This window comes from Viridibacillus sp. NPDC093762 (assembly GCF_050279675.1).
GTDB lineage: Bacteria > Bacillota > Bacilli > Bacillales_A > Planococcaceae > Viridibacillus.
The window spans coordinates 713,401-727,441 of record NZ_JBNNUK010000001.1 but is presented as its reverse complement, the minus strand read 5'-3'; the positions used below and the strand labels follow the sequence as shown (position 1 = coordinate 727,441).

The 14,041-nt window shown below is 36.0% G+C and carries 15 protein-coding genes and 1 riboswitch; of the genes, 1 reads left to right on the top strand and 14 read right to left on the bottom strand.

Going from position 1 to position 14,041, the window contains the following annotated elements; genetic code table 11:
- Positions 1-70: 70 nt before the first annotated feature.
- The 13 genes from ACQKM9_RS03565 to ACQKM9_RS03505 all read right to left on the bottom strand — a co-directional run bounded on the left by ACQKM9_RS03565 (position 71) and on the right by ACQKM9_RS03505 (position 12,954).
- The gene (locus tag ACQKM9_RS03565) at positions 71-1,033 is read right to left on the bottom strand and encodes a rhodanese-related sulfurtransferase (protein WP_427732675.1); all 963 of its coding nucleotides are present in this window, start codon (positions 1,031-1,033) and stop codon (positions 71-73) included.
- Between the two features lie 477 nt (positions 1,034-1,510).
- Positions 1,511-1,648 (bottom strand): hypothetical protein, encoded by a 138-nt coding sequence (locus tag ACQKM9_RS03560; RefSeq protein ID WP_427732673.1) that lies wholly within the window; start codon positions 1,646-1,648, stop codon positions 1,511-1,513.
- A 122-nt stretch (positions 1,649-1,770) separates the two neighbouring features.
- The gene (locus tag ACQKM9_RS03555; RefSeq protein ID WP_427732671.1) at positions 1,771-2,190 is read right to left on the bottom strand and encodes a hypothetical protein; all 420 of its coding nucleotides are present in this window, start codon (positions 2,188-2,190) and stop codon (positions 1,771-1,773) included.
- Positions 2,191-2,399: 209 nt separating this feature from the next.
- Positions 2,400-2,981, bottom strand: a complete 582-nt coding sequence (locus ACQKM9_RS03550) for an ECF transporter S component (RefSeq protein ID WP_427732669.1) — start codon at positions 2,979-2,981, stop codon at positions 2,400-2,402.
- Between the two features lie 159 nt (positions 2,982-3,140).
- Positions 3,141-3,278, bottom strand: a riboswitch (FMN riboswitch).
- Positions 3,279-3,367: 89 nt separating this feature from the next.
- Positions 3,368-5,149: an ATP-binding protein gene (locus ACQKM9_RS03545; RefSeq protein ID WP_427732667.1), complete on the bottom strand. Its 1,782-nt coding sequence runs from the start codon at positions 5,147-5,149 to the stop codon at positions 3,368-3,370.
- On the bottom strand, positions 5,142-5,879 hold the full coding sequence (locus tag ACQKM9_RS03540; protein WP_427732665.1) for a response regulator transcription factor: 738 nt from the start codon (positions 5,877-5,879) through the stop codon (positions 5,142-5,144). The genes ACQKM9_RS03545 and ACQKM9_RS03540 overlap by 8 nt, the downstream gene beginning before the upstream one ends.
- 98 nt (positions 5,880-5,977) lie before the next feature.
- The gene (gene ccsB, locus ACQKM9_RS03535) at positions 5,978-7,168 is read right to left on the bottom strand and encodes a c-type cytochrome biogenesis protein CcsB (RefSeq protein WP_427732663.1); all 1,191 of its coding nucleotides are present in this window, start codon (positions 7,166-7,168) and stop codon (positions 5,978-5,980) included.
- Entirely contained in the window at positions 7,168-8,856 is a 1,689-nt protein-coding gene (locus ACQKM9_RS03530; protein WP_427732662.1) for a cytochrome c biogenesis protein ResB, read from the bottom strand. The genes ccsB and ACQKM9_RS03530 overlap by 1 nt, the downstream gene beginning before the upstream one ends.
- A gap of 13 nt (positions 8,857-8,869) precedes the next feature.
- Positions 8,870-9,403, bottom strand: coding sequence for a thiol-disulfide oxidoreductase ResA (gene resA / locus ACQKM9_RS03525; RefSeq protein WP_427732660.1), 534 nt, complete (start codon positions 9,401-9,403; stop codon positions 8,870-8,872).
- A 253-nt stretch (positions 9,404-9,656) separates the two neighbouring features.
- Positions 9,657-10,388, bottom strand: a complete 732-nt coding sequence (locus ACQKM9_RS03520; protein ID WP_038190931.1) for a pseudouridine synthase — start codon at positions 10,386-10,388, stop codon at positions 9,657-9,659.
- Positions 10,389-10,584: 196 nt separating this feature from the next.
- The gene (locus tag ACQKM9_RS03515) at positions 10,585-11,586 is read right to left on the bottom strand and encodes a D-alanyl-D-alanine carboxypeptidase family protein (RefSeq protein ID WP_427732659.1); all 1,002 of its coding nucleotides are present in this window, start codon (positions 11,584-11,586) and stop codon (positions 10,585-10,587) included.
- A gap of 17 nt (positions 11,587-11,603) precedes the next feature.
- Complete coding sequence (gene scpB, locus ACQKM9_RS03510) at positions 11,604-12,203, bottom strand: SMC-Scp complex subunit ScpB (RefSeq protein ID WP_427732657.1); 600 nt, start codon at positions 12,201-12,203, stop codon at positions 11,604-11,606.
- Positions 12,169-12,954 (bottom strand): segregation/condensation protein A, encoded by a 786-nt coding sequence (locus ACQKM9_RS03505; protein WP_427732655.1) that lies wholly within the window; start codon positions 12,952-12,954, stop codon positions 12,169-12,171. Before ACQKM9_RS03505 ends, scpB begins: the two co-directional genes overlap by 35 nt.
- Positions 12,955-13,010: 56 nt before the next feature.
- Between ACQKM9_RS03505 and ACQKM9_RS03500 the strand changes: the two genes are divergently transcribed.
- Positions 13,011-13,511 (top strand): DUF309 domain-containing protein, encoded by a 501-nt coding sequence (locus ACQKM9_RS03500; protein WP_427732817.1) that lies wholly within the window; start codon positions 13,011-13,013, stop codon positions 13,509-13,511.
- Here ACQKM9_RS03500 and ACQKM9_RS03495 read toward each other — a convergent pair.
- Positions 13,508-13,879, bottom strand: a complete 372-nt coding sequence (locus ACQKM9_RS03495; protein WP_427732653.1) for a GNAT family N-acetyltransferase — start codon at positions 13,877-13,879, stop codon at positions 13,508-13,510. The genes ACQKM9_RS03500 and ACQKM9_RS03495 overlap by 4 nt on opposite strands.
- Positions 13,880-14,041 lie beyond the last annotated feature (162 nt).

Below are 14,041 nucleotides of genomic sequence, written 5' to 3'. Positions count from 1 at the left end.
TATATTAAACGGATAAAAGGCTGCCATTGTATGCGGTATTCCCACATTTGGCAGCCTTCTTTGAATTTGATTAAGCGAACACTTCGCCGATTTGTTCTAAACGTTCTTTTACTTCTACCTCAGTTAATCCATTACGAGCGATATAGCGGTTACGAGGGTGTACACGACATTCATGAGTACAGCCACCTAAATGCTTATCTTCATTTTCTTTTGAAGCGATAATTTGCTTGTTACATTCAGGGTTTGAACAATTAATATAACGTTCACAAGGTTCGCCATCAAAATGATCACGACCTACTATTACATGCTCTACTTGATTCACGGGAACAGTTAAACGCTCGTCGAAAACGTAACATTGACCGTCCCAAAGCTGACCTTTAGCTACAGGGTCTTTTCCGTAAGTAACGATCCCACCGTGTAATTGACTCACATCTTCAAAACCTTCACGTTTTAACCAACCTGAGAATTTTTCGCAACGAATACCACCAGTACAGTAAGTTAAAATTTGCTTACCTTCTAGTAGTTCTTTGTTGTCGCGAATCCAGTCTGGTAAATCCCGGAACGTCTCGATATCTGGGCGAATCGCACCTTTGAAGTGGCCTACATCAAATTCGTACGTATTACGTGCATCAACGATTACTGTATTTTCTTCTTGCATCTTCTCTAAGAATTCTGCAGGCTCTAAATAATTACCTGTAATTTCATGCGGGTTAACATCGTCTTCTAGGCTTAAATTTACAAGCTCAGGTCTTGGACGTACATGCATTTTCTTGAAAGCATGTTGCTCTGATTCATCAATTTTGAAAACGATACCGTCAAAGCGAGGATCAGCTTTCATATGAGCCATATAAGCATCTGTTTGTTCCACAGTTCCTGAAACTGTTCCATTAATACCTTCTGAAGCGACTAAAATTCGACCTTTTAACTCAATTGATTTACAGTAAGCTAAATGCTCTGCAGCAAATGCTTCTGGGTCTTCAATCGTTGTGTAAAAATAATAAAGTAAAACATGGTAATTCAATGTTGTTTCCACCTATCGTGTATATTTGCAAGATATAGTTATAGGGTTTTAATGTATAGCATTATTCTTGCATTTGTTGTTTTATAGCACTTTTCAAAAAAAGCACCTATATCATTATACATCATTATTCTGTTTTGTGTTGGGGGACGATTGGGGGACTTTTTAAGGAATAATCAAAATAGCGTCGCTACCGCTTGTCATATTCTAATCCCAGGCAAATTTTCAGTTCATCCTTCACTTTATTTCGTAGAGTAATTTTAGATTATTGTACTTTTTTATCGTTTTCTCAAGTTTCCACCACACTATCAATTAACTTATGTAGGTTTCATTTTTAGTCTACAAGAAATTATTTTAATAGTAAGTTTTATAATGACCTTAACTCATAAAGAATGATGAAGGCCTGAGCGTTATGCTCAGGTTTTTTTATTTAATATAAATGTAAGAGAATCACTAAATGCTTTCAAAGTATAACCGAATTCAACTACCTGTCTACTCTACTTCTATTACAAATAGCATAGGAAACATCTCCGTAAGCATGTGATATTGGCTTTTCCATTCTACTTCATAAGAGTAATATGACAAACCTTTTTCTTTTGTTGTTATTAAGTTATCAATTTGTATCGGCACTTCTTTTTCCACCTACAGCTATTAGTATAGAGTGTAGCCCTGTTTCTTTAGCTTTTTTCACTTTATTGTTATCATAAAAAAAGCAATGAGGTATAGTACCTCATTGCTAATTGATATTACATTCAAATATTCTGCTCTTCATAAGAATATTGCGTCATACGAATAGCGACTTTACGTAACGTTAAATCTACGAAAAAGAAAACGCTTCCTAAAATGAAACCAGCAGTAGCAGCTGTTATTATTTGAAGAGACCAAACTCCACCTTGTGAGTAATAAGCAAATGTAATCGGAATGACAATACCTGTTCCGAAAGCCATATGCAATAACAGCGAGTAACCTCTCACATTCATTTTACGTTCCGCTATTCTATCTGCTATATATGAAGCCAATAAACCGTACGTAAATATTATCGGAACAACATATACGGTTAATGCAAATGCGCTGTGTAGAAAATATTCATCTGCTTGCATAAATAAAAAAGGTAATATAAAGAAGGAAATAATCGATGTAAAAAAAGCGCTTAATAGTTTTCTTTCAGCCATTCACATACATCCTTTCTTTTCTTGGAAGTTGATAAAGATATATTGTTGATAATATATAACATCGTAAAACCTCAAACTAAACATTCTCGTTTCTTCGCCATTATACTACTTAATGTGCTGAATATTCTTTTAATAACAGTATTATACAATCATTCATCTTTTTATACAATTATAAAAGCCGATGTTTTATTACAACATCGGCTGAAGGTTTAATTTAAATAATGCATCCTTTGTTTTTCAATCCATTTTTTCATGCTATTAAACAATATCATGAATATTATCATAACGATGAATCCTTTAATAATATTAAAGGGTAGTATACCAAGTACAATCATTTTAGTTAATGCTGTTCCAGTTGTAGCTGGGACATTTAAAAAGTACGTATACATAGGTAAGAATAGCAGATAGTTCAGTAAACTCATACCTACTGCCATTGTTAAGGTACCAACGACAAATCCAGTAGTTAAGCCTTTCGTACTTGAAAGACGTTTATAGACAAAATATACTGGCATAATAAATAATACGCCTGTTGTAAAGTTTGCAATATGACCAACTGGCATACCTGTTGGACTCCCTGAGAAAATCCAATCTAACACATTCTTAAATAACTCGACTAGAATACCTGCGAGCGGCCCCATTGTGATTGCTGCGATTAAGGCTGGCACATCACTAAAGTCCACTTCCAAAAATGCCGGAAACGGTGGTAGTGGGAAGTTAAATAGCATTAACACAAAAGAAATACTACTTAACATTGCAATTGCAATCCTCTTCTGCAATTTCATGTTCTTCATAATACTTTTCTCTCCTTTTGTAGATCCACTTCAAAAAGAGGAAAGGTATAGTCGTTGCTATGCAAAAAAATACCCTTAAGCACATAGTGTACTCAAGGGAGAATTTAGGCATAGTCAAATAAGCGTCTTATTGATACTCAAATTGAAAGACGACCGTACCTTCACCTTCTCCCATCCAGACTATACTGTCGGCTTTGGAATTTAACCAAATCCTGCCTTGCGGCTCGCGGGCTCAAGAGTATTGCTTAGTTCTCTAATACCGCCGATCGGGAATTTCACCCTGCCCCGAAGATGAACCATAATTTAATTGTAATACACTATAACTATATGCAAAAAAAAACGAATTGTAAAGTCTTCTAACTTACAATTCGTTTTTTGATTTTTATTTACATTTTATCAATAGGTAAATAGAATGTGAATGTAGTTCCTTTATCAACTTCACTTTCCACTGTAATTCTACCCTTATGTGCTTCAACAATATTTTTGGCAATGGCCAGACCTAGACCAGTACCTCCCTTACCACGTGTTCTAGCTTTATCAGCTTTATAGAAACGCTCAAATACATACTGCAGATCGTCTGCTGGTATCCCTGCACCGTTATCTTTTACTTGAATGCGTGCAAAGGATAGCTGACGATCTACAAAAACTTCTACGCTTCCTTCGACTGGTGTATGGCGTATAGCATTGTCAATTAAGTTTGTTAATACTTGTTCTATACGGTCTTCATCCATTTCTAAGTGATGTGTATCTTCAATTGTTGTATTAAATGTTAGATTTACTTGTTTCTCTCTTGCTACTTGAACAAATTTTTGTGTAATTCTTTCAATAACAGGTGATATTGGAACAGAATCTTTATATAAACGCATATGTCCTGATTCCATACGAGCTAAGTCAAGCAAGTCTGTGACTAAACGGCCCATTCGCTGCGACTCATCATAGATGATTTTAATCATTTCTTTACGTTCTTCTTCACTTGAGACGACATCATCCATAATAGCTTCACTATAGCCTTGAAGCATGGCTATTGGCGTTCGTAATTCATGTGAGACATTTGCTATAAAGTCTGAACGTAATTTATCTAAACGATGCTCTTCGGTTTTATCTCGTAACACAGCTACTGCACCGCGTACGGAATTTCCGCTATATAACGGGCTAATTGAAATCGCATAATAGGATCTTTCAATTTCGAGCTCAACTTCCAGCTCTTCTTCCAAATCTAAAACGTGGTCAAGCATATGGTAAATCTCAGCAGGAATAGGTTTATCACTATTAGCACTTTTAATGATAAACCATTTTTGTAGTAAAAGTTCCGCAGGTGGATTGCTGACCAATATGGTACGATCTCGATTAAACGTAATTACAGCGTCTGTCATCGATGTTAATATACTTGATAGCTGTTCTTTCTCTTGGTTAATTACTTCTAAGTGGTGTTTAAGTTGTTTGCCCATTTGATTGAAAGCTGTCGCTAATTGACCTATTTCATCATTTTGTAAAACAGGTACTTTTGTTTCAAAATTACCTTTTGCTAATTCAAATGCTGCTTCTCTCATTTTACGAAGAGGAGACGTAATGCGGGTCGATAAGAAAAACGCAAAGAACGTTGTTAACATCAAAGCAATTGCCGCTGCTAGAAAGACAATTTTAGTCGTTTCTTCTGTCGTCCTATGTATAGCATCCGGACTTTGATAAATAAAAATGGCTCCGTGTAGTTCGTTTTCAACATTTATCGGGAAAGCTAAAACAATGTAAGACTCCATATGCTCTTTTTTCGTTGTTGAAGGTAGCATCATTTCTTTTACAACAGGTGCATTCGTTGTAAATACTTTATCAAATGCTTTTTCATTAAGAATTTGTTGTTTAATTTCTTCTTGATTAAGTCCCTCTTGTAATGAAAAAGTAACATTACCTGGTTTCTCTGCGATTAATGCATTTGTTTCATCACTTAGAACATCTGAAATAATAGCCTTTGTAGAATCCGTTGTTTCACGGTCATTGATAATACGAGCAATTGTAGAAGCTTCTTGACGTAGTGATGATTCTGTTTGTTTAATATGGTAGTTTGATAAAAATTCGAGCATTAGTACAGTGAAAACAAACAATACAAAAGAAACGAGAAGCAATATGGTTACCCATAGCTTCCCGACAACGCTGTTCCACATTCTATTCATTGACTACCTCAAATTTATAGCCGACGCCCCATACTGTTACAATCATTTTCGCTGCATTTTCAGAAACTCGGTTTAGTTTTTCACGTAAACGTTTCACATGTGTATCAACTGTACGTAAATCCCCAAAGAAATCATAATGCCATACTTCTTTTAACAATTGCTCTCTATCAAATACTTTATCTGGTGATTTTGCTAAAAAGTACAATAATTCGTATTCTTTCGGTGTTAAATTGACTTCTACACCATCAGCAGAAACTCGGTGTGCATCATGATCAATTGTTAAATGTGGGAAGACAACTAAATCTTTTGATGCAGAAGTTGTTGTAATTGGTGAGAATGCTGCAGAACGACGTAAAATAGCTTTTACGCGTAAAACCACTTCACGGGGGCTAAATGGTTTTACAATATAATCATCAGCACCTAGTTCGAAACCTGATACACGGTTTGCCTCTTCACCTTTTGCCGTTAATAGAATAATTGGCGTTGTTTTTTTATCACGAATTTCTTCGCATACTTGTAAGCCATCTTTTTCAGGCATCATTATATCAAGGAGAATACAATGATAGTCATTTGCTAATGCCTTTTCCACTGCCTCCTCTCCGTTTTCAGCTTCTTCTACTACATACCCTTCACGTTCTAAATACATTCTTAATAAACGGCGGATTCTATCCTCATCGTCTACTACTAAAACTGAAATTTGTTCATTCACAACTATTCCTCCCAAAACCATCTATATGTCTATTGTACAATCAGCCTATCGAAATGAAAAGAAAAGCCCTTCCCTATAAAGGAAAAGGCTTTAGCTTTGCTACAATTCTATGCTGATTATTAACCAGCGTATGAATGAAGACCTGCAATGATTAAATTAACAGCAACAAGGTTGAACATAATGATAACGAAACCAATTACTGCTAACCAAGCTGACTTCTCACCTTGCCACCCTTTTGAAAGGCGTAAGTGTAAGAATGCCGCGTAGAATAACCATGTGATAAGTGCCCAAACCTCTTTAGGATCCCAGCCCCAGAAACGAGACCATGCTTCTTGCGCCCAAATCATCGCGAAGATTAATGCACCAAGCGTAAATACTGGGAAGCCAATTAATACCGAACGATAACCAATTTCATCCATCAATTGTGAGTTTGCACGTTTTGCGAACGGTTGCATGATAACCGCAATTGGTTTACGGATGATTAAACGAATTAAACCGTATAAAACTGTACCAATTAAGATTGACCAAACAACTGTTGTCAATTTTTTTGCATTAACAATTGCTGGTACGTCTGCAATTGGTTGCATTTTATCTGCGGTTAATAATTCAGATTGATGCATCCCGAACAACGCCGGTGTGTTATACGTAATTTCTTTAGTATTACCATCTTTATCTACGTAGCTAAATTCCGCTTCATAACCTGTTACGTTAAATGTCGTTGTTACTGCTACGAATCCTAGTACTAGTACTAAGGCGTACATAACCGCTTCTATCCAGAAACTTTGTTTAGATCTTTTTGTCAAGTCGATATTTTTTAGTAAATAAATTAAACCTGCTACAGCACTTATCGCTAGAATAGATTCTCCAATTGCAGCTGTAATTACGTGAATGTATAACCAGTAACTTTTTAAAGCTGGAATTAATGGATTTACTTCACGAGGGAACATACTAGCGTAAGCAATAATAATAATTGCGATTGGTAAGGCAAAGAGTCCAAGTGCCGGCACTTTATAAATAAAGTAAATTAAGATAAATGCTCCTACAACGAACATGCCGAATGCTGTCGTGAATTCAAACATATTACTAACAGGTGCATGTCCAGCATACACCCATCTAGTAATGAAATAACCTAGATTTGCTATGAATCCAATAAGCGTAATGATAATTGCTAATGAACCCCATTTTTTCCCTGCATCGGCTGATTCATCTTTTGAACCACCTTTGACTGCACCACCAAAAAGTAAAGTAGCTATTAGGTATGCGACGAAGGCTACAAATAGTAGATTTCCGCTTAAGTCAATTAAACTCATTAGATGTTGTCACCTTCCTTTTCTTTGTCTTTCAATTTCTTCTCAGCATCCTCTGCTTTTTGATCTTCATCATGTTGATCCACATAAACTGGAAGATGAGCGTACTCCGTAACTGCATCCAAATCTTTTTTCATACTAAACCAGTTTTTGTTTGTATGCGATGCCATTAATAGACGACCATCTTTTGTTTTTAATAGCCATAAGCGACGGTGGCTCCAATAGGAACCTATTGTTACACCTAGCATAAAGATTATGCCACCTAACATTAGTATCATAAGTGTTTTATCTTTACGGACTGTTAAACCTGATACGTTACGTGTATCAACAGCACTAAATTTCATTTTATACTTTGTTTCACCTAATGGTTCAAGTGTTTGTTTAATAGCTACAAAGCTTGTTTCGCCTTTTGGTGTTTCGGGTGTATACATATCAAAAATAAATGCTGGATTATTTGGTAAAGGTGAAGCTGTTTGTGGTTCTCCATCTTCAAAGCCTGCAAAGTCTGGGAAGTATTTTTTCAAGACAACTTTACTATCTTTCCCCACTTTATATTCTTTTTCAGGATTAGTTAAATCGATTGCTACTTCTCCCAGGGATTTCTCCGACTTTTTATCAATTAAATCAAAGTGCATCGTCTTTAACTCATTCAAGCGGAAATCCATTTGATAAAGTGCATAACCATCATATTTCAACGGCTTATTTACAATTATCGGCATTTCTTTCACTAGAGTTAAATTAGATGTATCACCAGGAACTGCGTCGTCTGGTGCTTTAAATAACTTAACATCTGTTTGATAGTTTTTCGCAACAGCGTTAACCGCTTTTTTTGATTCATTAAATTCTTCTTTTTGTTCATCTTTTGAATACGTTTCAAAAGTGAATTTTTTACTTTCTAAATAATAGCCTTCCATTCCTGGAATAGCCATTGTTTCACCTTCACGGATCCAAAGTGTTTTATCAATGTAAAAACCTGGCATTAAGCGGAGCATAACACCGAATAAGAAAATGATTAATCCGACATGGTTGATATAAGGACCCCATCTAGCAAAACGACCTTTTTCAGCTAATAATGCGCCCTCTTCACGACGAACATTGTATTTCATTGCTTTCATTTTCTCTTCTGTTAGATCAAATGCTTTATCAGCTTCTTCTGCGGACATTTCGCCTGAAGCAAAAATACGTTGGCGTTTCAAGAAGTTTTCATGACGTTTTACTCGTTGATTTTTTAGAGATTTATATAGTGGAATACCTCGGTCAAGACTGGCAACAATAATCGAAATACCAAGCATACCGATTAACGTCTGGAACCACCATGAACTATAAATATCCGCTAATCCTAATTTATAGTAAATCGATCCGAAAGTACCATAAGCCGCTTTATATGCAGCAGCTGCATCTTGATATTCTGTAAGCGAAACATAAATAACTTGTGGTAAGAATGTACCAATACCTGCAGCAACTAAAGTGATAATAATAATTGCAACGCCAACTTTTACACTTGAAAAGAAGCTCCAAATTTTATCAATAATCGTTTTGTTATACGTTTTTGAACGAATTGCGGTTCCTTCATAACGCATATCTGCTAATTTCCTGCTTTTTTCTTCTTCAGTAAGAGGGCTACCACATTTTTCACATAAAGTTGTGCCTTCTGGGTTCTCGTGACCGCATTCACAAATAATTTTTTTCATCCTCTAGAACTCCTTACTCTGGCTTGATACTTGAAAAGAATTCAGCTAACATTTCTTCTGTCAATTCACCTTCATGTACTCGAACAACTTTACCTGTTGGATCAATAAATATAGACGCTGGTAAGTTATCAACATTGTAAGCCCTTGTGACACTTTTGGTTTTATCGATTACAACTGGGAATTTTAAATTGAAGTCAGAAATGAAATTTTCCACTTCAAAAACTGTTTGTGCTTGGTTAATTGATATCACTTCTATGCCTTGATCTTTAAATACCTTATACTGATTGTTCATTGCTGGCATTTCTTTTTTACAAGGTTTACACCAAGTACCCCAGAAATTCAACATGACACCTTTACCTTTATAATCAGATAACCGATGTGTTTGACCATCTAAATCAACTAGGGAAAAATCTGGCGCTTCTTCTCCAACTTTTAATAATCGAACCTCATCCTTAGTAGCTGTCGTATATATGGTATAACCAATTGCAACTACAAGAATTGCTAAAATCAGCGTTCTTACATATAACCTTTTTTTCTTTTTATCCATACTCGAAGTAGACCTCCTAAAAAACATCCGAAACAATCTACCTAATTATAGCAAAGTTTTGAATGACGGAATTTTGTATATTTGAAGTGTTTGTGAACGTTTCCATTCTAAGCATAGTGTTGTTTATTTCATTTTTTGTAGGTTGCCTCATGTTGTTTTATGCTATGTAAAATTGGTTAAGACGTTTAGAAAATACTAACTAAACGTCTTGTACCTATTTTAGAATGTTAACGATTATTGACATACATAAGGTTTAACCTATTTTACCTGTCTCAGCTAACACTCTTAATTGTTTAACTTCATGATGTGTCAATTCTCTTGACTCACCTGCATTCAATCCATGCAATGTTAAAAAAGCGAATTGTTCACGTTTTAATTTTTGTACTGGGTAACCTACTGCTTCAAACATACGTCGCACTTGACGATTACGGCCTTCATGAATTGTGATTGCCACAATCGCCTTGCCTGATTTGCTATCTGAAGACATTAGTCTCACGCGAGCTGGTGCAGTCTTTCCATCCTCAAGCATAACGCCACGCTCTAATTGTCTTAAAGCTTCTCTCGTAGGAATTCCTTTTACACGTGCTACATATGTTTTATCAATTTTGAATTTTGGATGTGTAAGTTGGTAAGAAAATTCACCGTCATTTGTTAAAAGTAGCAATCCTGAAGTTTCATAATCTAAACGACCAACAGGGAAAATACGTTGTTCAACTTCGGGGAATAAATCTGTTACCGTTTTACGACCTTTATCGTCTGTTACAGCTGAAATAATACCTCTTGGTTTATATAGAAGATGATATACTTTACGTTCTTTTTCTAATTTAACTCCTTCTACTTCTACTGAATCAGAAGGAGAGACTTTTGTGCCAAGCTCTCTAACTACCTGTCCATTGACTTTCACTAAGCCTTGCTTAATCATTTCTTCTGCTTTTCTACGTGATGCAATCCCTGCATACGCTATTACTTTTTGTAGTCTTTCCATTCGTTCACCTCATAAGTTAAATACTATTAGCCTGTCCAAAATTATGGCACACTTTCTACTATAAGAAAAGTATTAGTACCTTAATTAAGTCCTTCACTAATATGTTTGTAAACAGTTTATCTGCTTTTCATATCACTTTTTTATATAAAATCGAAAAAGGCCGCTAATATAAGCAGCCTTTTCTCTACTCAACTATTTATTTCCACTTTACATCAACAATAGCATCCTTTACTGGTTGGTCATCTATATAAAATGACCATCTACCTATCGAGTCTTTGGTTTTGGACCTAGGTAACTGTAAGATATGTTTCACTTTTTTTACTTCTTTCTTCGTCAGAAGTAAGTGCTGTGGCTCTGTCAATTTTATATCAATATCTGATTGTACTGAATACGTACCGGCTTTTGCTATTACTTCATTCGTATAATGTTTAAACACGTAATCAGCAAAATTGCTATGGACAACCCAATCATTACCTTCATTGATCGTAACTACAATTACCTTTTTACCATCCTTTTCAAAATAAGTAGCAAGTGTTCGTCCTGCTACTTTCGTATAGCCTGTTTTACCAGCTATCGCAAATTTGTTATTACGAACGAGCTTATGCTTATTTTCCCATAATGTCCCGTTCTCTGTAGTACCTTTAAAATATTTTGTAGAGGCTATCTTCTCAAATTTTTTATTTTTCATGGCAATCCGTAACATTTGTGCTGTGTCATATGCAGAAGCTAAGTGCTTTTCATCGTGGAGACCTGATGGATTTTCAAAATGCGTATTTTCCAAACCATAAAAGAGTGCGGTATCATTCATCATTTTAGAAAAACCTTCTAGAGATCCACCTGCAGCTTCTGCTATTGCTGCAGCTGCATCATTACCTGAACGTAACAATAGTCCATAAAGTAAGGTTTCTAATGATGTTTCTTCTCCTGCAGTTAGATAAATAGAAGACCCTTCACTCGTTGCTGCTCGTTGAGATATGGTAACTGGTGTTTTTAAATCCAAATTCTCTATTGCAACAAGCGCAGTCCACATTTTCGTCAAACTAGCAATTGGTAAGGGTACATTTTCATTAGACCCCGCTAGTAATCTCCCTGTCTCTGCATCAATGACTGCATATGAACTTGATGCAGCGGAACTAGGCGTCGTAGTAATTAGTAGTAAAACTACCATCAATAATCCGATTATATATCGGCGAAGCAATCGCCCACACCTTTCTTCTATTCTGAATCTGAATCTCGGAAAGCTTCTTGGAACTTAGACATGAATAAATCTGGGTTTTCATCAGTTGAATCAGTTTCACCCATAGGTAAATCTGGTAATTCGTTTAAGTCTTTCAAGCCAAAGTAGTTTAAGAACTCCTTTGTTGTGCCGTATAAAATTGCTCGGCCTGTTCCATCAGCTCGACCTACTTCCTGTACTAAACCTTTTGAGCTTAAAGTATGTAGTGGTCGTTCACTTTTCACACCACGTAAATCTTCAATTTCTACTCTAGTAATGGGTTGTTTGTATGCAACAATGGCAAGGACTTCTAGTGAGGCTTGTGATAATGATTGACTAGGCGGGTTTTCAACAAGTCGCTGAATCGTATCTGCTAGGGCAGGTTTTGAAGTAAGCTGATAGGTACCAGCTAATTCTTTCAGTGTAATGCCACGCCCTTCCTCTGTGTTGTAATGATGAGCTAATTGTTCTATAGCTTGTGCTACCTTCTCTTCTTGTTCTTCTGTTAAGAAACTCAGTTGTCTGACAGTTAAACCATCTTCACCAATTACGAAAAGTAAGCTTTCAATTTTGCTCATCAATTGTTTCAAGTTGTTCATCGTTCAAATCTTCCTTCCGTAATATTACCGTTAAATCTTCAAAGTTATTATTCTGCTCTACTGCTATTATTTGGCGTTTCATCAATTCTAGTAATGATAAAAAAGTAATAACCAAAGTTGATCTATCTTCATAAGGGAATAGATCGAAAAAGCTTGAGCGTCCACCTGCTAATTTTAGCACACCCATCATAGTTTTCATTTGATCTTTTATGGAAACATCGTGCCTAGTAATTTTAGTAGTTAATGGCGCCTTTAAATGTTTTCGTCTAAGCATTTTCTGAAAAGCACCGACCATATCAAACACATTTACAGACGTTTCAAATAATGCTAGTTGTTCTGCCGGTGCGAATGCTGAAAGATCCGCTGGTGGCCTTGTAAAATATTGCGCACGAGACGATTCTAAGTCTTTTAAATTCACTGCAGCATCTTTAAATTTTCTATATTCAATTAATCGGGCAACGAGTTCTTCACGTGGATCGGGCTCATCCATGTCGAATTCCGTTTCATCTAACTCCCCTTCATGGATTGGTAAGAGCATTTTACTCTTAATCGCTAGTAAAGATGCCGCCATAACTAAATATTCACTTGCTTCATTCAATTCAAGTACTTGCATTGCACGAATATGCTCCATATACTGAGCCGTAAGCTCCGCCATTGGAATATCATATATATCAATTTCCAAGCGATGAATTAAATGTAATAATAGATCGAGAGGTCCTTCAAAGGCCTCGAGTTTTACTTCATATGACATAGTCAACCACCTGACAGTTTTTGTTCAAAATACAGTATAGAGGAATGATGTTCGAAATGCATCCGATGTACCACCCATTATTTGTCCAGTTTCTAACATATTTCAATGGCAATCAAGATTACTTTGAATGTCACGAAGTGTTAGAGGAGTATTGGAAAGAAATAGCTCCAAGAGATAAAACTCACCCCTTAACGGGATGGATTCAACTAGCGACCGGCCTCTACCATTGGCGCCGAGAAAATTTTAGTGGCGCCAAAACAATCCTAAAAAAAGCATATATTACTTTAGAGCAGTCCGTCAATTCTTCATTTATGGAAGAAGTGGACGCTATTGCAATTTTACACTCTATGCAGCAAGTTCAACATGCAGTAGAAAAAAAAGAGCCTTTCCAAAAATTTATTCTACCAATTACCTCTGATACCTTAGAGAAGCAAGTTCTCACATCAATTTCCTTATTGCAAGAAACAGATGCTCATTACCTACAACATAAGCATATGCTACGTGACCGCTCGGATATTCTCCTAGCAAGAGACGAAAAAAGAAGAAGCAGACATTAAATTTCTTTGTCTGCTTCTTCTAGCAACGCTTTACATTTCTGTATGAACGATGCAGTTTGATCACAAGCCGCAATCACACAATCCATATCCATCTTAGAAAGCTGTTTAACCATCTCTTTACCGAGTCCCTCACCTCTATGTGAAGGGTCAACCGATATATGTCTAACAATCCATTCGTCATCAGCAATCTCTACGCCAACTAAACCAATAAAGTCATCCTCTTGTTTCCATAAAAACAGTTGCCAGTTTGGATCTGTATCGTATTGTCGAATCGTTTCTTGTAGTAATTTCAGATCTTTTTGATCTGGCATAAATGACAAGAGCCCCATCGCAATTTTTTCGAATGCTTTCTTATAACGACATAACATTTATATGATCCCTCTTTTTGCCTTTAAGTATCTTTCAACATCCTACACGAAAAGCAAAAATTACGCAAATAGATTCACATTATTTACCTATACTGGATGGAGCAATATAAAGCCAATAAATAACGCCCCATGCAGTTGTTAATATTAGGAATAACAGAAGTA

Coding starts and splice junctions, on each gene's coding strand:
- ACQKM9_RS03555 (WP_427732671.1), bottom strand. CDS start 2,190: ATGGCTGAAAGAAAACTATTAAGCGCTTTTTTTACATCGATTATTTCC.
- ACQKM9_RS03550 (WP_427732669.1), bottom strand. CDS start 2,981: ATGAAGAACATGAAATTGCAGAAGAGGATTGCAATTGCAATGTTAAGT.
- ACQKM9_RS03545 (WP_427732667.1), bottom strand. CDS start 5,149: ATGAATAGAATGTGGAACAGCGTTGTCGGGAAGCTATGGGTAACCATA.
- ACQKM9_RS03540 (WP_427732665.1), bottom strand. CDS start 5,879: ATGGTTTTGGGAGGAATAGTTGTGAATGAACAAATTTCAGTTTTAGTA.
- ccsB (WP_427732663.1), bottom strand. CDS start 7,168: ATGAGTTTAATTGACTTAAGCGGAAATCTACTATTTGTAGCCTTCGTC.
- ACQKM9_RS03530 (WP_427732662.1), bottom strand. CDS start 8,856: ATGAAAAAAATTATTTGTGAATGCGGTCACGAGAACCCAGAAGGCACA.
- resA (WP_427732660.1), bottom strand. CDS start 9,403: ATGGATAAAAAGAAAAAAAGGTTATATGTAAGAACGCTGATTTTAGCA.
- ACQKM9_RS03520 (WP_038190931.1), bottom strand. CDS start 10,388: ATGGAAAGACTACAAAAAGTAATAGCGTATGCAGGGATTGCATCACGT.
- scpB (WP_427732657.1), bottom strand. CDS start 12,203: ATGAACAACTTGAAACAATTGATGAGCAAAATTGAAAGCTTACTTTTC.
- ACQKM9_RS03505 (WP_427732655.1), bottom strand. CDS start 12,954: ATGTCATATGAAGTAAAACTCGAGGCCTTTGAAGGACCTCTCGATCTA.
- ACQKM9_RS03500 (WP_427732817.1), top strand. CDS start 13,011: ATGCATCCGATGTACCACCCATTATTTGTCCAGTTTCTAACATATTTC.
- ACQKM9_RS03495 (WP_427732653.1), bottom strand. CDS start 13,879: ATGTTATGTCGTTATAAGAAAGCATTCGAAAAAATTGCGATGGGGCTC.